Origin of the sequence: Microbacterium paraoxydans, assembly GCF_018224615.1 — a bacterium.
GTDB classification, from domain to species: Bacteria; Actinomycetota; Actinomycetes; order Actinomycetales; family Microbacteriaceae; genus Microbacterium; species Microbacterium paraoxydans_B.
On sequence record NZ_JAGTUK010000002.1, the window covers coordinates 831,623 to 850,154 of the forward strand.

18 protein-coding genes are annotated in these 18,532 nt (G+C 69.8%); 10 read left to right on the forward strand and 8 right to left on the reverse strand.

The annotated features are described in order from the left end of the window. Window positions 1–3: 3 nt before the first annotated feature. The 4 genes from KE274_RS09765 to KE274_RS09780 form a co-directional block, all read right to left on the reverse strand. Window positions 4–1,107 carry a phosphate ABC transporter substrate-binding protein PstS gene (locus KE274_RS09765; RefSeq protein ID WP_211543184.1) on the reverse strand — a complete coding sequence of 368 codons (1,104 nt, stop codon included), beginning with the start codon at window positions 1,105–1,107 and terminating at the stop codon, window positions 4–6. Window positions 1,108–1,265: 158 nt separating this feature from the next. Beyond that, window positions 1,266–2,252: an NUDIX hydrolase gene (locus KE274_RS09770; protein ID WP_211543186.1), complete on the reverse strand. Its 987-nt coding sequence runs from the start codon at window positions 2,250–2,252 to the stop codon at window positions 1,266–1,268. Continuing rightward, a complete protein-coding gene (locus KE274_RS09775; RefSeq protein WP_211543188.1) occupies window positions 2,249–4,414 on the reverse strand; it encodes an RNA degradosome polyphosphate kinase in 2,166 nt (721 codons plus the stop codon). Before KE274_RS09775 ends, KE274_RS09770 begins: the two co-directional genes overlap by 4 nt. A gap of 46 nt (window positions 4,415–4,460) precedes the next feature. Further along, window positions 4,461–5,144, reverse strand: coding sequence for a winged helix-turn-helix transcriptional regulator (locus KE274_RS09780; RefSeq protein ID WP_211543190.1), 684 nt, complete (start codon window positions 5,142–5,144; stop codon window positions 4,461–4,463). A gap of 74 nt (window positions 5,145–5,218) precedes the next feature. Here KE274_RS09780 and KE274_RS09785 point away from each other — a divergent pair, with 74 nt between their 5' ends. The 3 genes from KE274_RS09785 (at window position 5,219) to ygfZ (ending at window position 7,397) form a co-directional block, all read left to right on the forward strand. Continuing rightward, entirely contained in the window at window positions 5,219–5,509 is a 291-nt protein-coding gene (locus KE274_RS09785) for a hypothetical protein (RefSeq protein ID WP_211543192.1), read from the forward strand. Window positions 5,510–5,658: 149 nt separating this feature from the next. After that, window positions 5,659–6,261 (forward strand): FABP family protein, encoded by a 603-nt coding sequence (locus KE274_RS09790; RefSeq protein ID WP_211543194.1) that lies wholly within the window; start codon window positions 5,659–5,661, stop codon window positions 6,259–6,261. Window positions 6,262–6,281: 20 nt separating this feature from the next. Next, window positions 6,282–7,397, forward strand: a complete 1,116-nt coding sequence (ygfZ, locus tag KE274_RS09795; protein WP_211543196.1) for a CAF17-like 4Fe-4S cluster assembly/insertion protein YgfZ — start codon at window positions 6,282–6,284, stop codon at window positions 7,395–7,397. 45 nt (window positions 7,398–7,442) lie between these two features. Here the strand turns inward: ygfZ and KE274_RS09800 are convergent, their stop codons facing one another. Further along, entirely contained in the window at window positions 7,443–8,966 is a 1,524-nt protein-coding gene (locus KE274_RS09800; RefSeq protein ID WP_211543198.1) for an amino acid permease, read from the reverse strand. A gap of 122 nt (window positions 8,967–9,088) precedes the next feature. Beyond that, window positions 9,089–9,919: a class I SAM-dependent methyltransferase gene (locus tag KE274_RS09805; protein ID WP_211543200.1), complete on the reverse strand. Its 831-nt coding sequence runs from the start codon at window positions 9,917–9,919 to the stop codon at window positions 9,089–9,091. Between the two features lie 60 nt (window positions 9,920–9,979). Between KE274_RS09805 and KE274_RS09810 the strand changes: the two genes are divergently transcribed. Then, entirely contained in the window at window positions 9,980–10,729 is a 750-nt protein-coding gene (locus tag KE274_RS09810) for a phosphoglyceromutase (RefSeq protein ID WP_211543202.1), read from the forward strand. Between the two features lie 71 nt (window positions 10,730–10,800). Here the strand turns inward: KE274_RS09810 and phoU are convergent, their stop codons facing one another. Next, on the reverse strand, window positions 10,801–11,496 hold the full coding sequence (phoU, locus tag KE274_RS09815; RefSeq protein ID WP_211543204.1) for a phosphate signaling complex protein PhoU: 696 nt from the start codon (window positions 11,494–11,496) through the stop codon (window positions 10,801–10,803). Between the two features lie 213 nt (window positions 11,497–11,709). Here phoU and KE274_RS09820 point away from each other — a divergent pair, with 213 nt between their 5' ends. Together KE274_RS09820 and KE274_RS09825 are read left to right on the forward strand one after the other, a co-directional pair. Further along, a complete protein-coding gene (locus KE274_RS09820) occupies window positions 11,710–12,930 on the forward strand; it encodes a sensor histidine kinase (protein WP_211543206.1) in 1,221 nt (406 codons plus the stop codon). Beyond that, entirely contained in the window at window positions 12,927–13,610 is a 684-nt protein-coding gene (locus KE274_RS09825) for a response regulator transcription factor (RefSeq protein ID WP_211543208.1), read from the forward strand. Before KE274_RS09820 ends, KE274_RS09825 begins: the two co-directional genes overlap by 4 nt. 59 nt (window positions 13,611–13,669) lie before the next feature. Here KE274_RS09825 and KE274_RS09830 read toward each other — a convergent pair whose 3' ends face one another. After that, entirely contained in the window at window positions 13,670–14,143 is a 474-nt protein-coding gene (locus KE274_RS09830; protein ID WP_211543210.1) for a DNA modification methylase, read from the reverse strand. Window positions 14,144–14,277: 134 nt separating this feature from the next. On the opposite strand from KE274_RS09830, the gene KE274_RS09835 reads away from it, so the two are divergent. The 4 genes from KE274_RS09835 to rlmB all read left to right on the forward strand — a co-directional run bounded on the left by KE274_RS09835 (window position 14,278) and on the right by rlmB (window position 18,517). Next, window positions 14,278–14,760 (forward strand): CarD family transcriptional regulator, encoded by a 483-nt coding sequence (locus KE274_RS09835; RefSeq protein ID WP_025104308.1) that lies wholly within the window; start codon window positions 14,278–14,280, stop codon window positions 14,758–14,760. Between the two features lie 68 nt (window positions 14,761–14,828). Next, window positions 14,829–16,058 (forward strand): 2-C-methyl-D-erythritol 4-phosphate cytidylyltransferase, encoded by a 1,230-nt coding sequence (gene ispD, locus KE274_RS09840; RefSeq protein ID WP_211543213.1) that lies wholly within the window; start codon window positions 14,829–14,831, stop codon window positions 16,056–16,058. A gap of 61 nt (window positions 16,059–16,119) precedes the next feature. Then, window positions 16,120–17,520, forward strand: coding sequence for a cysteine--tRNA ligase (gene cysS / locus KE274_RS09845; RefSeq protein ID WP_211543215.1), 1,401 nt, complete (start codon window positions 16,120–16,122; stop codon window positions 17,518–17,520). Next, a complete protein-coding gene (gene rlmB, locus KE274_RS09850; RefSeq protein WP_211543217.1) occupies window positions 17,513–18,517 on the forward strand; it encodes a 23S rRNA (guanosine(2251)-2'-O)-methyltransferase RlmB in 1,005 nt (334 codons plus the stop codon). Before cysS ends, rlmB begins: the two co-directional genes overlap by 8 nt. Window positions 18,518–18,532 lie beyond the last annotated feature (15 nt).

The following is an 18,532-nucleotide window of genomic DNA, read 5'->3' on the forward strand; positions in this document are numbered from 1 at the left end:
GGATCAGCCGACCTTGATCAGGTCGATCGCGGCCTGGACCTGCTCGCGCAGCCCGTCCGAGATCGGGGCGCTGCCGGCGTTCTCCGCGGCGGCGTCCTGGCCCTCGGCGCTCGCGATGTACGTGAAGTAGGCCTTCACGAGCTCCGCGATGTTGCTGTCCTCGTACTGCTCGCAGCCGATGAGGTAGCTGACCAGGGCGATCGGGTAGGCGCCGTCGGAGGCGGCGGCGGGGTCGACGTCGAAGACGAGGTCACCCTCGCCGCGGCCCTCGGCGAGCGGCGAGCTCTCGACGAGCTTCGCTGCCGCCTCGGCCGAGTACGGCACGAAGTCCTCACCCACGCCCACGGCGACCTGGCCGAGTCCGTCGGCCTGCGAGGCGTCGAGGAAGCCGATCGCGCCGTTGCCGGCGGTGATGGCCTGCTTCACGCCCGAGGTGCCCTGAGCGGCCTCGCCGCCCTGGATCGGCCACTCGTCCGAGACCTCGTAGGTCCACACGTCGGGAGCGGTCGCGCTGAGGTACTTCGCGAACGTCTCCTGCGTGCCGGAGGGGTCGGAGCGGTGCACGGGCGAGATCGCCAGGTCGGGAAGCTCGACGCCCTCGTTCAGCGCGGTGATGGCCGGGTCGTTCCACGTGGTGATGGTGCCGGCGAAGATGCCCGCGATGGTGGCGGCGTCGAGGTTGAGCGTGTCGATGCCCTCGAGGTTGAAGGCGACGGCGACGGGCGAGATGTAGAGCGGCACCTCGACGATGTCGTCGCTGGTGCAGGCGCCGAAGCCGCCGGCCGCGATCTCCTCGTCGTTGAACGCGCGGTCGGAGCCGATGAAGTTGCTGCCGCCCTCGAGGAAGTTCTCGCGGCCGGTGCCCGAGCCGGTGGGCTCGTAGTTGACCGTGACGTCGGGGTTGGCCGTCTGGAACGCGGCGACCCACGCCTCCTGGGCGGCGGTCTGCGACGACGCTCCGGTCGCGTCGATGGTGCCGGAGAGCGTGGAGTCGCTGGGCTCGCCGGTGGAGCCGCCGGTGCCGCCTTCGTTCGCGGCACAGCCGGCGAGTGCGAGAGCGGCGACGGCGCCGATGGCGCCGATTCGTGCGATTCGGGAGATCTTCACTGTGGATCCTTCGATCGTGGAGGGTTGGGGCCCGGTGCAGGGCACACAGTGACGCTAGGGGCGACGGTTAACGAGACTCTCCCGCGCAGGTGAACGGCAGGTGAACGACGGGCGACGCTCTGGCGTCGATCCCAGGCGCCGAGCGGGTTCCCGCGCCGTCAGACCTTGGGTGCGTGGGTCTCGATCGAGATGATCCCGGAGCCGGGGTTGGTCGCCGACACGTGCACGACCGAGAACGCACCGGTCTCCAGGTCGGCGGCGCTGCTGACGTACGAGCCGTGGACGGTGCCCGTGGCGAGGGCGATCTCGGCGAGCAGTCCTGGCAGCACGGGTCCGTGGCTGCACAGCACGGCGGGTTTGCCGGACCGGATGCGCCGCCCGACGACGGAGCGGAGGTCGGAGGTGCCGTCCTCCCAGGCGTCCTGGCTGATCTTCTCGGTCTTCACGGGTTTGCGGTCGAGGGCCTTGGCCAGGGGCGCGACCGTCTGCACGCATCGCACGGCGTCGCTCGTCACGAGCTTGCGCACGCCGAACGCCCGCAGCGGTCCGACGATGGCCTTGGCCTGGCGTCGGCCGCGCTCCGTGAGCGGGCGCGCGGCGTCGGGGCCGTCCCACTCCGAACGGGGGAGGGCCTTCGCGTGCCGGAGCGCGATCACCGGGAAGGTGCGCAGCACGCCGTCGTCGACGAGTGCCGCGAACGCGTCGAGGATCTCGTGGTCGACCGGGTAGCTGAGCGCGGCGCGGGCCTTCTTGACGCTGACCCATTCGAGCGCGGCGATCTCGCGGTTGGGCACGAACGTGGAGGCCCGGATGGCGTCGTCGGTCGCCTCCGCCGCCCAGTAGTGCACGACCTTCTGCTTGCGCGACGCGAGCAGGTAGCGGCTCACGCCGACCGGCACGCCGAGGGAGACGCGGATGCCCGTCTCCTCGTGAACCTCGCGCACGGCGGTCTCCGCGAGCATCTCCCCGGGGTCGACCTTGCCTTTGGGAAGGGTCACGTCGCGGTACTTGGTGCGGTGGATCAGCAGGATGCGGAGCTTGCCGTCGATCAGCCGCCAGACCACCGCGCCCGCGGCGTACACGGCCTTGTCCGCCCACTTCGAGCGGGCGACGTCGTCGGGGAGCTGGAGCTGCCGTGTCGTCATCGGACCGCCCGCGCCCGGCGGCGCCGCTGGATCATCCCCATGGTCTTATCCTGCAGGTCGACCAGCGGCCGGCCGTCCGCGTTCACGGCGTGGCGCTCCCACACGCCGTCGGCACCGAGGTGCCACGACGACGTGCGGTCGTCCATCGCGAGGTCGAAGAACGCCGTGAGTTCTTTGAGGTGGGCGGGGTCGGTCACGCGCACGAGCGCTTCCACGCGGCGGTCGAGGTTGCGGTGCATCATGTCGGCGCTGCCGATGTAGACCTGCGGGTCGCCGCCGTTCTCGAACGCGAAGATGCGCGAGTGCTCCAGGTAGCGTCCGAGGATGCTGCGCACGGTGATGTTCTCGCTGATCCCCTCGAGGTCGGTGCGGAGGCTGCAGATGCCGCGCACCCACACGTCGACCTTCACTCCGGCGGCGCTGGCGCGGTAGAGCGCGTCGATGATCTCCTCGTCCACCATCGAGTTGACCTTGATGCGGATGTGGGCGGGTACCCCGGCCTCCGCGTTGCGGCGCTCGGCGTCGATCAGCCGGATGAGCCCCTTCCGCAGGTGCAGCGGGGCGACCAGGAGGCGCTTGAACTTCTTCTCGATCGCGTAGCCGCTCAGCTCGTTGAACAGCCGGGTGAGGTCCTTGCCCACCTGCGCATCGGCGGTGAACAACCCGAAGTCCTCGTAGATCCGGCTGGTCTTGGGGTTGTAGTTGCCCGTTCCGACGTGCGAATAGTGCCGCAGCAGCCCGTCCTCCTCGCGGATCACGAGTGCGAGCTTGCAGTGGGTCTTCAGCCCGACCAGCCCGTAGACCACGTGCACGCCCGCCTTCTCCAGCTTGCGTGCCCAGACGATGTTGTTGGCCTCGTCGAACCGCGCCTTCACCTCGACCAGCGCGAGCACCTGCTTGCCGGCCTCGGCGGCGTCGATCAGCGCCTGCACGACCGGGCTGTCACCCGAGGTGCGGTACAGCGTCTGCTTGATCGCGAGCACGTGCGGGTCGCGCGCGGCCTGCTCCAGGAACGCCTGCACGCTGGTCGTGAACGACTCGTACGGGTGGTGCACCAGCACGTCGGACTTGCGGATGGCTTTGAAGATGTCGGCGCGATTGCTCGACCCTGCAGGCTGGAACGCCACCGCGGTCGTGGGCAGGTGCGGCGGGTAGCGGAGGTCGGGTCGGTCGATGCGCGACAGGTCGAATAGGCCGCGCAGGTCGAGCGGTCCGGGGAGGCGGTAGACCTCCAGGTCGGTGATGTCGAGCTCGCGCACGAGCAGGTCCATCGTGACGTCGTCCATGTCGTCCGTGATCTCGAGACGGATCGGCGGGCCGAACCGGCGGCGCAGTAGCTCCGCCTCGAGCGCCTGGATCAGGTTCTCGCTCTCATCCTCCTCGATCTCCACGTCCTCGTTGCGGGTGAGGCGGAACGCGTGGTGGTCGAGCACCTCCATGCCGGGGAACAGGTCGCCCAGGTGATTGGCGATGAGCTCCTCCAGACGCAGGAAGCGCTTGATCTCACCGGTGGACGGGACCTCGACGAAGCGCGGCAGCATGGGCGGCACCTTGAGCCGCGCGAACTCCTGGCGGCCCGTGCGGGCGTTGCGGATGCGGATCGCGAGGTTCAGCGACAGGCCGGAGATGTAGGGGAACGGGTGGGCGGGGTCGACCGCCAGCGGCATGAGGACCGGGAACACCTGCGCGCCGAAGTACTCGGACAGGGCGCTGCGCTCGTCGTCCGTGAGATCCGACCACTCGGTGATCTCGATGCCGGAGTCGGCCAGGGCGGGGCGCACCAGGTTGGTCCACGCGGCTGCGTGCCGCAGCTGCAGCGCGTGGGCCTCGCGGGAGATGTCGGCGAGTGCGTCGATCGGGGAGCGGCCGATGTTCGTCGGCACCGCGAGGCCGGTCATGATGCGTCGCTTGAGTCCGGCGACGCGCACCATGAAGAACTCGTCGAGGTTGCTCGCGAAGATCGCCAGGAAGTTCGCGCGCTCCAGCTCGGGCAGCGTCGGGTCCTCGGCGAGTTCCAGCACGCGCTGGTTGAACGCCAGCCAGCTCAGCTCACGATCGAGGTACCGATGGTCGGGGAGCTGCGAGTCGGGGGACTCGAGAGCGTCGAAGTCGTCGTCTTCGGCGTCACCGAGCCCGGCGTCGGCGAGTGCGGGATCGATCATGGGGTACATCTAAGCACCGGGAGGTGTCGGGCGTGTGAACGCCCCGTCACCCCGCGCCGACGAGGCTCTCGTCCTCGTACACGTTGAAGCGGTAGCCGACGTTGCGGACCGTGCCGATGATCTGCTCCTGATCGCCGAGCTTGGCCCTCAGCCGTCGCACGTGCACGTCGACCGTGCGGGTGCCGCCGAAGTAGTCGTAGCCCCACACCTCGCTGAGCAGCTGCTCGCGGGTGAACACGCGCGAGGGATGGGTGGCGAGGAAGTGCAGCAGCTGGAACTCCTTGTAGGTGAGGTCGAGCGGCTTGCCGTGCAGCTTGGCGGAGTACGACTGCTCGTCGATCGTGATGCCGGACGCCTGCACGCGGGCGGGTTCGGTCACCTCGTCGCGACGGGCGATCGCGAGGCGGACGCGCGCGTCGATCTCGGCGGGTCCGGCCGCGGCGAGCAGCACGTCGTCGATGCCCCAGTCTCCGGACACCGCGCTCATGCCGCCCTCCGTGACGACGAGCAGAAGAGGCGCCTGCTGGCCGGTGGCACGCAGCAGGCGGCACAGCGACTTCGCGCCGACGAGGTCGTGCCGCCCATCGACCATCACCACGTCGTACTCGGGGGCGTTCACGAGCTGCGCCGGTTCGGCGGGGATCTGGCGGGTGCGATGGCTGAGCAGCTCCAGCGCGGGGAGCACCTGCTCCGAGAGGGGAGCGTTGGTCAGAACCAGGACCAGGGCCACGCGCACTCCTCACCGGCGGGGGGATCGACGCCGTGCCGCCATGATAGCGGCCGCGGATGCGCAAGAATGGTGACATGTCAGAACCGGCCCTCGCTCCGCGCAACGCCTTCACCGGCGTGATCGTCGTATGGGCCGCGGCGTTCGTCGGCACGATCCTGATCGGCATCTTCGCGTCGGAGGAGTGGCGCATCCCGTGGATGCTCGTGGGGTTCGGCGCGATCGTGCTCCTCTCCTTCGCGGTGCAGCTCTGGTACGGCCGCACGCAGGGATTCATCTTCCGGGTGGCGAGCAGCGTGACCGGGTCTCTGCTGCTGATGGGCGTGATCTCGATCGGGTTCGGGCTGGCGGCGCTCATCCCGTCCTGACGCCGATCCGGCGCGGTATGGTGGATTCATGGACATCATGGCGCTCGAAATCTTCTTCATCGGCCTTCTCGGCCTCGCGAGCCTGGCGATCGTCTTCGTGTCGGCCGTGGTGCTGCGCAACCTGTTCCGCGGCCAGCGCTGACGAGATCGTGATCGAGCTCCCGACCGACCTTCCCGCCGACCTGGCCCCGCTCGCGTGGCTGATCGGGGTCTGGGAGGGCACCGGTGTGATCGACTACCCGGTCGGCGAGGAGCGTCTGCAGGGCGAGTTCACCCACCGCGTCAGCTTCAGCCATGACGGCGGGCCCTTCCTGAACTACGCCGCGACGGCGACGTTCACGGGCGACGAGCAGTCCGTGTCGATCCCGCTGACCGCCGAGTCCGGTTTCTGGCGGCTCGCGCGTCCGGCTGCCGCGACCGACGCCGGTCCGGCGCTGCTTCCCCCCACGGCCGCACCCGTCGCCCGCACCGTCGACGACGTCGAGGAACTGCGTGCCCCGAACGGCGCGTTCCCGCTGGAGGTCTCGATCGCCCGGTCGGACGGCGTGGTCGAGTACTACCTCGGCGAGATCAACGGTCCCCGCGTCGACCTGTCCTCCGATGCGATCGTGCGCGGAGCGGGCACCAAGGAGTACGGCTCGGCATCGCGCATGTACGGCCTGGTCGACGGCCACCTGCTCTGGGCGTGGGACATCTCTGCGCTCGGAACACCGCTGCGCGCACATGCCTCGGCCCGCCTCGCGCGGGTGTGAGCGAAGAGAGGCGGAGCGGAATGGGCGCATTCGACGAGCGGAGCGGCGCGGTCCTCGGCGACGGCGGCGTGGCGCACTTCGGCGATCCCTTCCGTGAACAGCGCTGGCTTGCCGCGGGGGAGGCCCTGGTCCCGCTCGACGATCGCGCCGTGATCGAGGTGGCGGGCCCCGAGCGCCTCGGCTGGCTCGACTCGATCACGTCGCAGGCGGTCGGGCACCTCGCCCCAGGCGAGAGCACGGAGCTGCTGGTCCTCGATCCGCAGGGGCGGGTGGAGCATGCGGCGGGCGTCGTCGACGACGGTGCCGCGACCTGGCTGATCGTTGACGCGGCCGACGCCGATGCTCTGGCCACCTGGCTGGTCCGCATGAAGTTCCGCACGCAGGCCGCGGTCGAGGTCCGCGAGGACGTCGCCCTGGTGGGCTTCGTGGACGGCGGCCCCGCATCCGAGCGGATCCGCCGCATCGACGGTGCGCTCGTGTGGGTCGACCCCTGGCAGCACGTCGGTGCGGGTGGGCACCAATACGCGGAGACCCCGGAGCATCCCGGCGCCGATCTGGCCTGGCGCATCGCGATCATTCCGCACGAGCATGTGCCCGAGCTCGCGGCAGCCCTCACCGACGGTGAGGTGGCGGGGCTCCTGGCCGCCGAGGCGCTGCGCGTCGCGGCGTGGCGACCGCGTTGGGCATCGGAGGTGGACGAGCGCTCGCTGCCGCACGAGTCCGATTGGCTGCGCAGCGCGGTGCACCTCAACAAGGGCTGCTATCGCGGACAGGAGACGGTGGCCAAGGTGCACAACCTCGGCCATCCGCCGCGCCGGCTCGCCGCACTGCACCTCGACGGCAGCGACGCGGTGCTGCCCGAGCCCGGTGCCCCGGTGTTCGCGGGCGAAGACGAGGTCGGGCACGTCACCTCGGTCGCTCGGCACCACGAGGAGGGCCCCATCGCGCTCGCGATCCTGTCACGTCGGGCGCCGGTCGGTGATCTCGTGGTGCGTGCCGACGGTGTGGACATCGCGGCTTCGCAACAGGTCATCGTGCCCGCGGATGCGGGTGCCACCGCCGACGTGCCCCGCCTGACGCGCCTGTCTCGCCGCCCGTCCGCGCCGGACCCGCGGGACGTCGATCAGCGCGGCTGAGCAGCGAGGCCCCGCCCCGGGCCGGCAGGCTTCGCTCGCTCGTGCCTAGAGCGTGGGGTGCGGGGCCGTGTGCCCCGACCGCGCTGCCGCGTACTCGAGGATGCGGCGGCGGGCGAGGAACCATCCTCCGATGAGGGCGGGGATCACCACCACGAGGCTGCCGACCGTCCAGGTGCCCGTCGGGTAGTCGAGTGCCATGAGCACGACCACCGACGCCAGGAAGGCGAGCGTGAGGTACGAGGTGAACGGCGCTCCGAAGAGTCGGAACGCGGGACGCTGGAGCTTTCCGAGGGCAGCCAGCTTCTGCAGTCGCAGCTGGCACAGGATGATCGTCCCCCACGCGGTGATGATGCCGAGCGCCGACAGGTTCAAGACGATCTCGAAGGCGCTCTCCGGAACCACGGCGTTCAGGAGGACGCCCCCGAGGGCAAAGATCGCCGTGAAGACGATGCCGGCCACCGGGACGCCGCGCTTGCTCATGCGGGCGGCCACGCGGGGCGCGGCGCCCGACGACGCGAGCGAGTGGAAGACGCGCCCCGTCGAGTACAGGCCGGCGTTGAGACCGGACACGGCGGCGGTGATGACGATGAAGTTCATGACGCTGCCGGCGACAGCGCCGACCTCGGGCCCGCCGATGTGGGAGAAGAAGGTGACGAACGGGCTCTCGCCTGCTTGATAGACGGTGTAAGGGAGCAGAAGAGCGAGGAGCAGCACCGACCCTACGTAGAACACGCCGATGCGCAGGATCACGGAGTTCACGGCGCGGGGCATGAGCTTCTCCGGATCCTGCGTCTCTCCCGCTGCGGTCCCGACCAGCTCGATGGAGGCGTAGGCGAACACGACGCCCTGCATGACGATGACGGCGGGCAGTATGCCCTCCGGCATGAAGCCCCCGTGTGCGGCCAGCATCGCGAGCCCGGTCGGTCCCTGATCCGTGTGCCAGCCCGCGGCGAGGAACACGATGCCCACGACGAGGAAGAGTGCCAGGGCTCCGACCTTCACAATGGAGAACCAGAACTCCATTTCGCCGAAGAGCCGCACCGAGACGAGGTTGAGTCCGACGACGACGATGAGGGCGATGAGGGCGACGAGCCACTGGGGGAGGACGCGGAACGCGGACCAGTAGTGGACGTAGAGCGCGACGGCGGTCGAGTCGACGATCGCCACCATGCCCCAGTTGAGGAGGTAAAGCCAGCCGGCGGCGAACGCGAGCTTCTCACCGTAGAACTCGCGCGCGTACGAGATGAACGACCCGGACGACGGCCGATGGATCACCAGCTCGCCGAGCGCGCGCAGGATGAAGAACGCGAAGACCCCGCACACCAGATAGGACACGGCGAGCAGAGGGCCCGCGGAGTGGAGTCGGCCCCCCGCACCCATGAAGAGACCGGTGCCGATCGCCCCTCCCAGCGCGATCATCTGCAGATGTCGCCCCTTCAGCGCCGCCTTGTACCCGTGCTGTTCGTGCGAGAAGTCCTGGACCGACGTGGCGACGTCGCCCAGGCGCTCCCGTTCGTTCTCCCGCTCCGTGCCGGTGTCGTGCGGTTGATGTGCGTCTGTGGTGGCCATCGATGCTCCTGTCCTACGGCAGCGTTGCCTCAAGCGACGCCACCGTGCGTCTCTGTGTCGTGTAAGACGTTACCCGTCGGGCAGAGGGCTCATGCAGAACATCGGAATGCCCCCGTCGGAGGTCAGGCGTCCACGCGGGGAGCGACCGAGGCCCACGGGACCGTGAGCTCGCCGAGCCGCCACCGGTTGCTTCCGCCGAGCACCGGCCAACCCGCATCGCGCAATGCGGACGCCGCCGCGACGAAGCGCTGCGTGGACCCGAACGCCGACAGGGGCGCGGCGCGGTCCCACTCGCGGTCGAGATCCTCGAGCAATGCGTGAATGCGTTCCCCGGGAACATTGCGATGGATCAGCGCCTTGGGCAGCCGCTCCGCGACGATGCTCGGTCGCTCCAGGTCGGCCAGCCGGAGCGAGAGCGTGAAGCGCACGGCCGTGCCGTCGGCCGTCACGTCGACCCAGCTGGACACGCGTCCGAGCTCGTCGCACGTGCCCTCCACGAGCAGCCCGTCCGCCGCGAGGCGGTCGGCCATGGTGCGCCAGGCGGCGGCGACCTCCCCCTCGTCGTACTGCCGCAGCACGTTCATCGCCCGGATCACCGCCGGGTGCCGCCCACCGGGCAACGGCACCTCGAACCCCCCGCGCGAGAACGATACATCGAGGTCGGCGGGGAACGGTGTGCGGCCGGCGCGCACCTCCGCCAGCTGTGTCTTCGCGGTCGCGACGCGCTCCGGGTCGAGTTCCAGCCCCACGACGGCGACGTCCGGGCGGGCACGGCGTAGACGCGCCGCGAGCTCGAGCGCTGTGACGCCGCTCGCGCCATAGCCGAGGTCGACGACCAGCGGGTCTCTGGCCCGCCGCAGCGCCGGGCTTGCGGCGATCCAGCGGTCGTTGCGACGCAGTCGATTCGTCCCGGTCGTGCCGCGGGTCGGCCGTCCGAGCGGAGATGACGCCATGCGTCCATCCTCTCCCGTCCGCAGCCCTGCGCGATCCACGGCCCCGGATAAACTGGCCGCATGACTGCGAAGCGCACCCTGATCCTGCTCCGCCACGGCCAGAGCGAGTGGAACGAACTGAACCTCTTCACCGGCTGGGTGGACGTCCGCTTGACCGAGCAGGGCAAGGGCGAGGCCCGTCGCGGCGGTGAGCTGCTCGCCGAGTCCGGCATCCTCCCCGACGTGCTGCACACCTCGCTGCTCAGCCGCGCGATCCAGACGGCCGACATCGCCCTCGACGCGGCCGACCGGCTGTGGATCCCGGTCACGCGCTCCTGGCGACTCAACGAGCGCCACTACGGGGCGCTGCAGGGCAAGGACAAGGCGCAGACGCTCGAGGAGTTCGGTCCGGAGCAGTTCCAGCTGTGGCGTCGTTCGTTCGACGTGCCGCCGCCCCCGCTCGCCGACGAGAGCGAGTTCAGTCAGGTGAACGATCCGCGCTACGCGCACATCGACGGCGAGGTCCCGCGCACCGAGTCGCTCAAGCTCGTGATCGACCGCCTGCTGCCGTACTGGGAGAACGCGATCGTGCCCGACCTCGAGGCAGGCAAGACCGTCCTGGTGACGGCGCACGGCAACTCCCTGCGCGGACTCGTGAAGCACCTCGAGGGGATCAGCGACGACGACATCGCCGCCCTCAACATCCCGACGGGTATCCCGCTGGTCTACGAGCTCGATGAGAACAATGTGCCGACCGGACCCGGCCGCTACCTCGACCCGGAGGCCGCCGCTGCCGGTGCCGCCGCCGTCGCCGCGCAGGGCAAGAAGTAACCTCCGCCCGAACCGCGAAGAGACCCCCTGTCACGGGAAGGCGCAGGGGGTCTCTTCGTGTGCGGGGGCGCTCAGGCGTGCCCGAGCTCCTGCTGCTCCACGGCGAGCGCGATGTCCTCTTCCTCGACGTGCCAGTCGCCCGTGGAGAGGTACACCACCTTCTTGGCGACCGCGACCGCGTGGTCGGCAAAGCGCTCGTGGTAGCGGCTGGCCAGGGTGGCGTCGACCGTGGCGACCGCCTCGCCCTTCCAGTTGTCGCTGAGCACCTTCTCGAACACGCTGGCGTGCAGTTCGTCCACGTCGTCGTCGGCATTGCGGATCTGGTCGGCGAACTTGAGGTCCTGCGTGCGGAGTAGCTCGGCGAGGGTGCGGGAGATCTCCACGTCGAGCTCGCCCATCCGCACGAACGTGCCCTTGAGGCCCTTCGGGATGGCGCGCTCGGGGAACCGCAGACGCGCGAGCTGGGCGATGTGCTCCGACATGTCGCCCATGCGCTCCAGGGAGGCGCTCACCCGCAGCGCCGTGACGACGATGCGCAGGTCGCGGGCGACCGGCTGCTGCCGCGCGAGGATCTCGATGGCCTGCTCGTCGAGGGCGACGGCCAGCTCGTCGATCTTGGCGTCGTCGGCGATGACCTCCTCGGCCAGGGCGACGTCGCTGGTCGCGAATGCCCGCGTCGCCTTGTCGATCGAGACCGTGACGAGGTCGGCGATCTCGACGAGGCGGGACTGCAGGTCCTCGAGGGACTGGTGGAAGACTTCGCGCATGGGGGCGCAACCTTTCGTTCGGATCTCTGCTGAGTCGTCAGCGCGAGGCGGCGGGGCGTCCGCACGAGTGTGGGCCCGCGCGCGCAGGCCCGAAGCGATTGTCTGCTCCGAAGGTTAACGAACGGTGCCCAGCGAGTGAATAGTACGTCTCGCGTCCCCGTCAGACCGCGGAAACCCGCCGGACGGGCGGTGAACGCGCTCTACGCTGGTGTCATGACGCTCCCGCAGCTCGCGCTGTCCTCCCTTGCCATCGGGCTGGTGATCGGCGTCGGGCTCTCGCTTCTCGTGGCCTGGGCGTACCGTGCCAGGGCGCGTGCCGAGCAGGAGACGTCGACGTCGATCCCGCAGGGGATGACCGACGTGCTGGGCAGCATGGACGACGCGGCCTGCGTGGTCGATGCCTCCGGTCTGGTGCTCGCGACCTCGCGCGCCGCGTCGCGCTTCGGTATCGAGGTGGGGTCCACGCTCGACAACCCGGAGCTGCGTCAGCTGGTGCGCGGCGTGCGCGCGTCCGGCGAGACCGCGACGGAGTCCCTGCGGATCACACGCGGAGGCCTGAGTCTCGACCCCCGGCTCGTGTCGGCCCGGGCGAGTGCGATCGGTGCGCGTCTGGTGCTGCTGATCGTGCGTGACGTGACGGAGCAGGAGCGCCTGGACCAGATGCGTCGCGACTTCGTGGCGAACACGAGTCACGAGCTCAAGACGCCGGTCGGGGCCGTGAGCCTGCTCGCGGAGGCGATCGAGTCGGCCGCCGACGACCCGGCACAGGTTCGGGCATTCGCGGCCCGCATCTCGGCAGAGGCCAGCCGGCTCGGTCAGCTCACGGGGCGCATCATGAGCCTTTCCCGGCTGCAGGCGGAGGACGGGCTGACGGAGGTCGGCCCGGTCGCGATCGACGAGGTGATCGCGTCGTCGATCGAAGCGCATGTCGTGCAGGCCGACTCCGCCGGTGTGGAGCTCGCGCGCGGCGGCGATCGCGGCGTGTGGGTGCGGGGCGACGCCCAGATCCTCATCGAGGCGGTGGGGAATCTCATCGCCAACGCCATCGTGTACTCCCCGCGAGGCTCGCGGGTCGGGGTGGGCGTCCGCGCCGACGACGAGGTGGTCGAGATCGCGGTGTCCGATCAGGGGATCGGGATCGCCGAGGCCGACCGGGAACGGATCTTCGAGCGCTTCTACCGGGCAGATGAAGCACGGTCGCGGCGCACGGGCGGCACGGGCCTCGGCCTGTCGATCGTGAAGCACGCGACGCAGCGCCACGGCGGCGAGGTTCGCCTGTGGTCGCGGCCCGGTCGCGGCTCGACGTTCACGATCCGTCTGCCGCAGATCGATGCCCCCGCGAACGCGGATCGCGACAAGAAGAACAAGAAGAAGCGCGCGCGCAAGGCGGTCAAAGCCACCGGTGCGCGCGTCCGAAACGGAGAAACCGCATGACCCGCATCCTTCTGGTCGAAGACGAGCCCGACCTCGCCGACCCGCTCGCGTACCTGTTGCGTCGCGAAGGCTACGAGGTGGAGATCGCCGAGGACGGTCCCGGCGCCATGGCTGCGTTCCGTGAGCGCGGCGCGGACATCGTCCTGCTCGACCTGATGCTGCCGGGGATGCCGGGCACCGAGGTGTGCCGTCAGATCCGGTCGACCTCGACCATCCCGATCATCATGCTGACGGCGAAGGATTCGGAGGTCGACATCGTCGTTGGTCTCGAACTCGGTGCCGACGACTACATCACGAAGCCGTATTCATCGCGGGAGCTGCTCGCGCGGATGCGTGCGGTCCTGCGTCGAGTCGTCCAGGCCGAGGGGGAGCTGGACGAGAGGGTGCTCGAGGGCGGTCGCGTCTCGCTCGACATCGACCGTCACACCGTGTCGGTCGCGGGGGAGCAGATCAACATGCCGTTGAAGGAGTTCGAGCTCCTCGAAGTGCTGATGCGCAACTCCGGTCGGGTGCTCACGCGCGGGCAGTTGATCGACCGGGTGTGGGGGAGTGACTACTTCGGGGACACCAAGACGCTCGACGTGCACATCAAGCGTATTCGCTCGCGCATCGAGGAGAACCCGAGCGAGCCCGTGATGCTCGTGACGGTGCGGGGCCTGGGCTACCGCTTCGAGGGCTGAGCACGGCAGACGCGAAGAGGCCGGCACCCCTGGGGTGCCGGCCTCGTGGTCGTGCGGTGTCAGTCGCCCTCGGGGGCGAGGTCCGCGTAGTAGGGGAGGGTGCCGTCGAGCACGGGCACCGCGGTGGTGACGCCGGCCGAGTCGCCCGACTGGAAGTGGATGTCGACCGTGGCGCCCGGCTTGGTGTCGAGCCCGACGATACGCAGCGGCTCCTCGTCGGAGCCGAGGCTGATGGTCTTGCCCGCGGAGACCGTGACGGTGAACGGGTCGCCACCCTCGAGGGAGATCGTGAGCGTGGCGCGGTCCTGCGTCGGGTTCACGATCGCGCCGATGAAGTTGCCGACGGTGCCGTCCTCGTTGGCGATGACGAGGGCGTTGCGCACGTCGATCGGGCCGTCCTTGTCGGAGACGTTCACGCCGTCGGAGGCCGCGTACTCGATCTTGGTCGACTGCGGGGTGATGAACGTGCACCCGGTCGCGCCGAGCAGAACGAGGGCGCTGATGGCGGCAGACGCAACAAGGCGCGATTTCACGGGTCCTCCTGAGGTCCGACGGGATATCCGTACCCATTCTATGGGTACGCGTCCACGACCCGTGGACCAGGGAGCGCGAACCTTAGCGCATATCCCCTGTGGTATCCTTGAGGTTGCCGAAAGGACATGTTTTTATGCTTTTTGAGGTTGGCGAGACCGTCGTCTATCCGCACCATGGCGCTGCGACCATCATCGAGGTCAAGGAGCGCGTCATCAAGGGCGAGACGAAGAAGTACCTGAAGCTCAACGTCACGCAGGGCGATCTCATCATCGAGGTCCCGGCCGAGAACGTCGACCTGGTCGGCGTTCGCGACGTGATCGGCAAGGAGGGCCTCGATCACGTATTCGAGGTGCTGCGCGCACCCTTCACGGAGGAGCCCACCAACTGGTCCCGTCGCTACAAGGCGAACCTGGAGAAGCTCGCCTCCGGCGACGTCATCAAGGTGAGCGAGGTCGTGCGTGACCTGTGGCGTCGCGACCAGGACCGCGGGCTGTCCGCGGGCGAGAAGCGGATGCTGGCGAAGGCGCGTCAGATCCTCATCTCGGAGCTGGCTCTGGCCGAGAAGATCGACGAGGACAAGGCGGGCGCGCTGCTCGACGAGGTTCTCGCTTCCTGACTCCTTCACGAGGAAAGGCGGATGCTGCGGCATCCGCCTTTCGTCGTTCCCGCGGGTAACGTGAACACGTGAGCATCCTTCCCGTTCCGCACACCGCGATCATCGTCGTCGCCGCAGGGTCCGGCACCCGGTTGGAGGCCGGGGCGCCCAAGGCTTTCGTCGGCATCGACAACCACACGATCCTGCGCCACGCGCTCGACGGCGTCTTCGCCGCAGAGCCCATGCAGGTGATCGTCGTCGCCCCGGCCGGGTACGAGGGCGACGCGGAGTCCGAGTTGCTCGCCGCGGCGGGCGACCGCGTGGACCTCGGCCGCGTCGTCACCGGCGGGGCCACCCGCCAGGAGTCCGTCGCCGCAGGTCTCGATGCCCTGTGGGGCGACGTGACCACGGTGCTCGTGCACGACGCCGCGCGGGCCCTCACCCCGCCCTCCGTGATCGATGCCGTCGCGGCGGCGGTCACGAACGAGGCAGCCGCTCTTCCGGTGCTGCCCGTGGTCGACACCCTCAAGCGTGTGAGCGATGGCGTCGTGACCGGTGCTGTCGACCGCTCGGAGCTTGCCGCCGCGCAGACGCCGCAGGGCTTTCCGCGCGGCACGCTCGAGTCGGCGTACGCGCGTGCCGCGGAGGAAGGCGCGGACTACACCGACGATGCAGCGCTGTTCGCCGCCGCAGGGCATGCCGTGCGGCTGGTCCCCGGTTCCGAGCGGTCGTTCAAGATCACGACGCCGGGCGACCTGGAGCGGGCCAGGACCCTGCTCGCCGCAGCACCGCAGGCGACCACGGAGGTCCGGCACCACCCCGGCGCTCTCGGTCTGCCACGCGTCGGGGTCGGCACGGACGTGCATGCGTTCGGCGGCGACGGCGACCTCTGGCTCGCCGGGCTGCAGTGGCCGGGGGAACAGGCGCTGTCCGGGCACTCGGACGGCGACGCGGTTGCGCACGCGATCGTCGACGCCCTCCTCGCCGCCGCCGGCCTGGGCGACATCGGGACGCACTTCGGCACGGCGCACCCGGAGTACGCCGGTGCACACGCCGACGTGTTCCTGTCGAGGACGAGGGAGCTGCTCGCCGATGCGGGCTTCGTGATCGGCAATGTGTCGGTGCAGTTCCAGGGCAACCGTCCGCGGTTCAGCGCCCGCAGAGTCGAGGCTGAGCGCACGCTGTCGGCGGCTCTCGGCGGTGCCCCGGTCGCGGTCTCGGCGACGACGACCGACGCGCTGGGCTTCCCCGGTCGCGGCGAGGGCGTCGCGGTCACGGCGGTTGCGCTGGTGGTGTCGGAGGGCACGCGGGGGAGCTGACTCCCGAGTGGATCGGCGACACGATCAGGAGCCCCGCCCGGCCGCCGAGTAGGCTTGACCGGTGACCCTCCGCCTCTACGACACCCGCGCACAGCAGCTGCGCGACTTCGTGCCTCTCGACCCCGAGAACATCACGATGTATGTCTGCGGACCCACCGTGCAGTCGGGGCCGCACATCGGTCACGTGCGGGCGGCGCTGAGTTTCGACCTGCTGCGGCGGTGGCTCGAGCACCGGTTCGGGCGCGTGACGTTCGTGCGCAACGTCACCGACATCGACGACAAGGTGCTGCTGAACGCCACCTCGGCCGAGCCCTGGTGGGCGCTCGCCTACCGGATGGAGCAGGAGTTCACCGCGGCCTACGCCGGCATCGGCATCCTTCCGCCGACCTATGAGCCGAGGGCTACGGCTTCGGTGCCCCAGATGCAGGAGCTCATCGCACTCCTCATCGAGCGCGGCCACGCCTACCCGGCCCCGGACGGCTCCGGCGATGTGTACTTCGACGTGCGGTCCTGGGCGGACTACGGCGCGCTGACCCATCAGTCGGTGGACGCGATGGAAGCCGCCGAGGATGCGGATCCGCGAGGCAAGCGCAACCCGCAGGACTTCGCGCTGTGGAAGGGCGCGAAGACGGGGGAGCCGGCAGATGCCACGTGGAGCTCGCCGTGGGGTCCCGGTCGCCCCGGGTGGCACATCGAGTGCTCGGCGATGTCGAAGCGGTACCTCGGCGATGAGTTCGACATCCACGGCGGCGGGCTCGACCTCCGCTTCCCGCACCACGAGAACGAACTCGCCCAGTCGACCGCGGCCGGCGACGGCTTCGCCCGGTACTGGGTGCACAACGGGCTCGTGACGGTGGACGGGCAGAAGATGTCGAAGTCGCTCGGCAACTTCACGCTCGCTCGTGACGTGCTCGACGCCCACGACCCGCTGGTGGTGCGGTACGCGCTCGCTGCCGCGCACTACCGTTCGAGCCTGGATCTGTCCGAGTCGTCGTGGGCCGAAGCGGAGGCCGCGCTCGGGCGCATCCGCTCGTTCCTGGAGCGGGCGTCGCGAGTCGTCGACGCCGACGCGTCCGTCACCGGGGTCGACCTGCCGGCAGCTTTCGCCGACGCGATGGACGACGACCTCGGCGTTCCGCAGGCTCTCGCGGTCGTGCACGAGACGGTGCGCGCAGGGAACTCCGCGCTCGATGCCGGGGACGGCGAGGCGGCCATCGCGGCGGCGCGAGCCGTTCTCGCCATGACGACGGTGCTGGGCCTGCGGCCGAGCACACCCACGAGCGTCGCCGGCGCCCACGCATCCGCGCTCGACGCGCTGGTGCGGGAGATGATCACGCAGCGTGCTCAGGCGCGGGCGAACAAGGACTGGGCGGCGGCGGATCGTATTCGTGACGCGATCGCCGCCGCAGGAATCACGCTGGAGGACACTCCGGCCGGAACTCATTGGAGTATCGATGGCTAAGCCAGGACGCCCGGGCGCGAGCAAGGGCAAGAAGAAGGGCCCGACCAAGGGCACCGGTGGCCTCGGGCGCAAGGCGCTCGAAGGGCGCGGCCCGACCCCGAAGGCCGAGGACCGCGCGTGGCACCCGGCCGGGAAGCGCAAGGCCGCGGCCGAGCGCTACGCGGCGGCGGGCGGCAAGGGCAAGCCCGGCGGACGTCAGTCCTCGGGCGGCAACCCCAACCGCACGGCCAGGGCGAAGGACAACACGACCGACACCGAGACGGTCACCGGCCGTAACTCGGTCCTGGAGGCGCTGCGGGCCAAGATCCCCGCGTCGGCGATGTACATCGCGCAGCGGGTCGAGATGGACGACCGCGTCAAGGAGATGCTGTCGATCGCGACGCACCGCGACATCCCGGTCCTGGAGGTCACGCGGCAGGAGCTCGACCGCATGGCGGGCTTCGACGGCGTGCACCAGGGCGTCGCGCTGAAGGTCCCGCCGTACGAGTATGCGCACCCGCAGGATCTGCTGGAGGAGGTCATCGACCGCGGCGAGACGCCGTTGTTCGTGGCGCTCGACGGGGTGACCGATCCGCGCAACCTCGGCGCGATCATCCGCTCGACCGCCGCGTTCGGCGGTCACGGCATCATCCTGCCGCAGCGCCGTTCCGCCGGGGTGAACTCGGCGGCGTGGAAGACCAGTGCGGGTGCCGCCGCGCGCATCCCCGTCGCCCTCGCGACGAACCTCACCACGCAGCTCAAGGAGTTCAAGAAGCAGGGAGTGTTCGTGCTGGGGCTCGACGGTGACGGCGATGTGTCGCTGCCGGAGCTGCAGCTGGCAGACCGTCCCGTCGTCATCGTGGTCGGCTCGGAGGGCAAGGGCCTGTCCCGCCTGGTGACCGAGACCTGCGACCAGATCGTCTCCATTCCGATCTCGGCGGCGACGGAGTCGCTGAACGCCGGGATCGCCGCGTCCGTCGCTCTCTACCAGGTGGCGACGGTTCGCGCAGCCGACTGACCGTACCAGAAAGGG

Bases quoted from the DNA above. Each gene is read 5' to 3' on its own strand.
- KE274_RS09835 (WP_025104308.1), top strand. From the start codon at position 14,278: ATGCTTTTTGAGGTTGGCGAGACCGTCGTCTATCCGCACCATGGCGCT.
- KE274_RS09775 (WP_211543188.1), bottom strand. From the start codon at position 4,414: ATGATCGATCCCGCACTCGCCGACGCCGGGCTCGGTGACGCCGAAGAC.
- rlmB (WP_211543217.1), top strand. From the start codon at position 17,513: ATGGCTAAGCCAGGACGCCCGGGCGCGAGCAAGGGCAAGAAGAAGGGC.
- KE274_RS09770 (WP_211543186.1), bottom strand. From the start codon at position 2,252: ATGACGACACGGCAGCTCCAGCTCCCCGACGACGTCGCCCGCTCGAAG.
- KE274_RS09785 (WP_211543192.1), top strand. From the start codon at position 5,219: ATGTCAGAACCGGCCCTCGCTCCGCGCAACGCCTTCACCGGCGTGATC.
- KE274_RS09825 (WP_211543208.1), top strand. From the start codon at position 12,927: ATGACCCGCATCCTTCTGGTCGAAGACGAGCCCGACCTCGCCGACCCG.
- ygfZ (WP_211543196.1), top strand. From the start codon at position 6,282: ATGGGCGCATTCGACGAGCGGAGCGGCGCGGTCCTCGGCGACGGCGGC.
- KE274_RS09820 (WP_211543206.1), top strand. From the start codon at position 11,710: ATGACGCTCCCGCAGCTCGCGCTGTCCTCCCTTGCCATCGGGCTGGTG.
- KE274_RS09805 (WP_211543200.1), bottom strand. From the start codon at position 9,919: ATGGCGTCATCTCCGCTCGGACGGCCGACCCGCGGCACGACCGGGACG.
- KE274_RS09800 (WP_211543198.1), bottom strand. From the start codon at position 8,966: ATGGCCACCACAGACGCACATCAACCGCACGACACCGGCACGGAGCGG.
- KE274_RS09810 (WP_211543202.1), top strand. From the start codon at position 9,980: ATGACTGCGAAGCGCACCCTGATCCTGCTCCGCCACGGCCAGAGCGAG.
- phoU (WP_211543204.1), bottom strand. From the start codon at position 11,496: ATGCGCGAAGTCTTCCACCAGTCCCTCGAGGACCTGCAGTCCCGCCTC.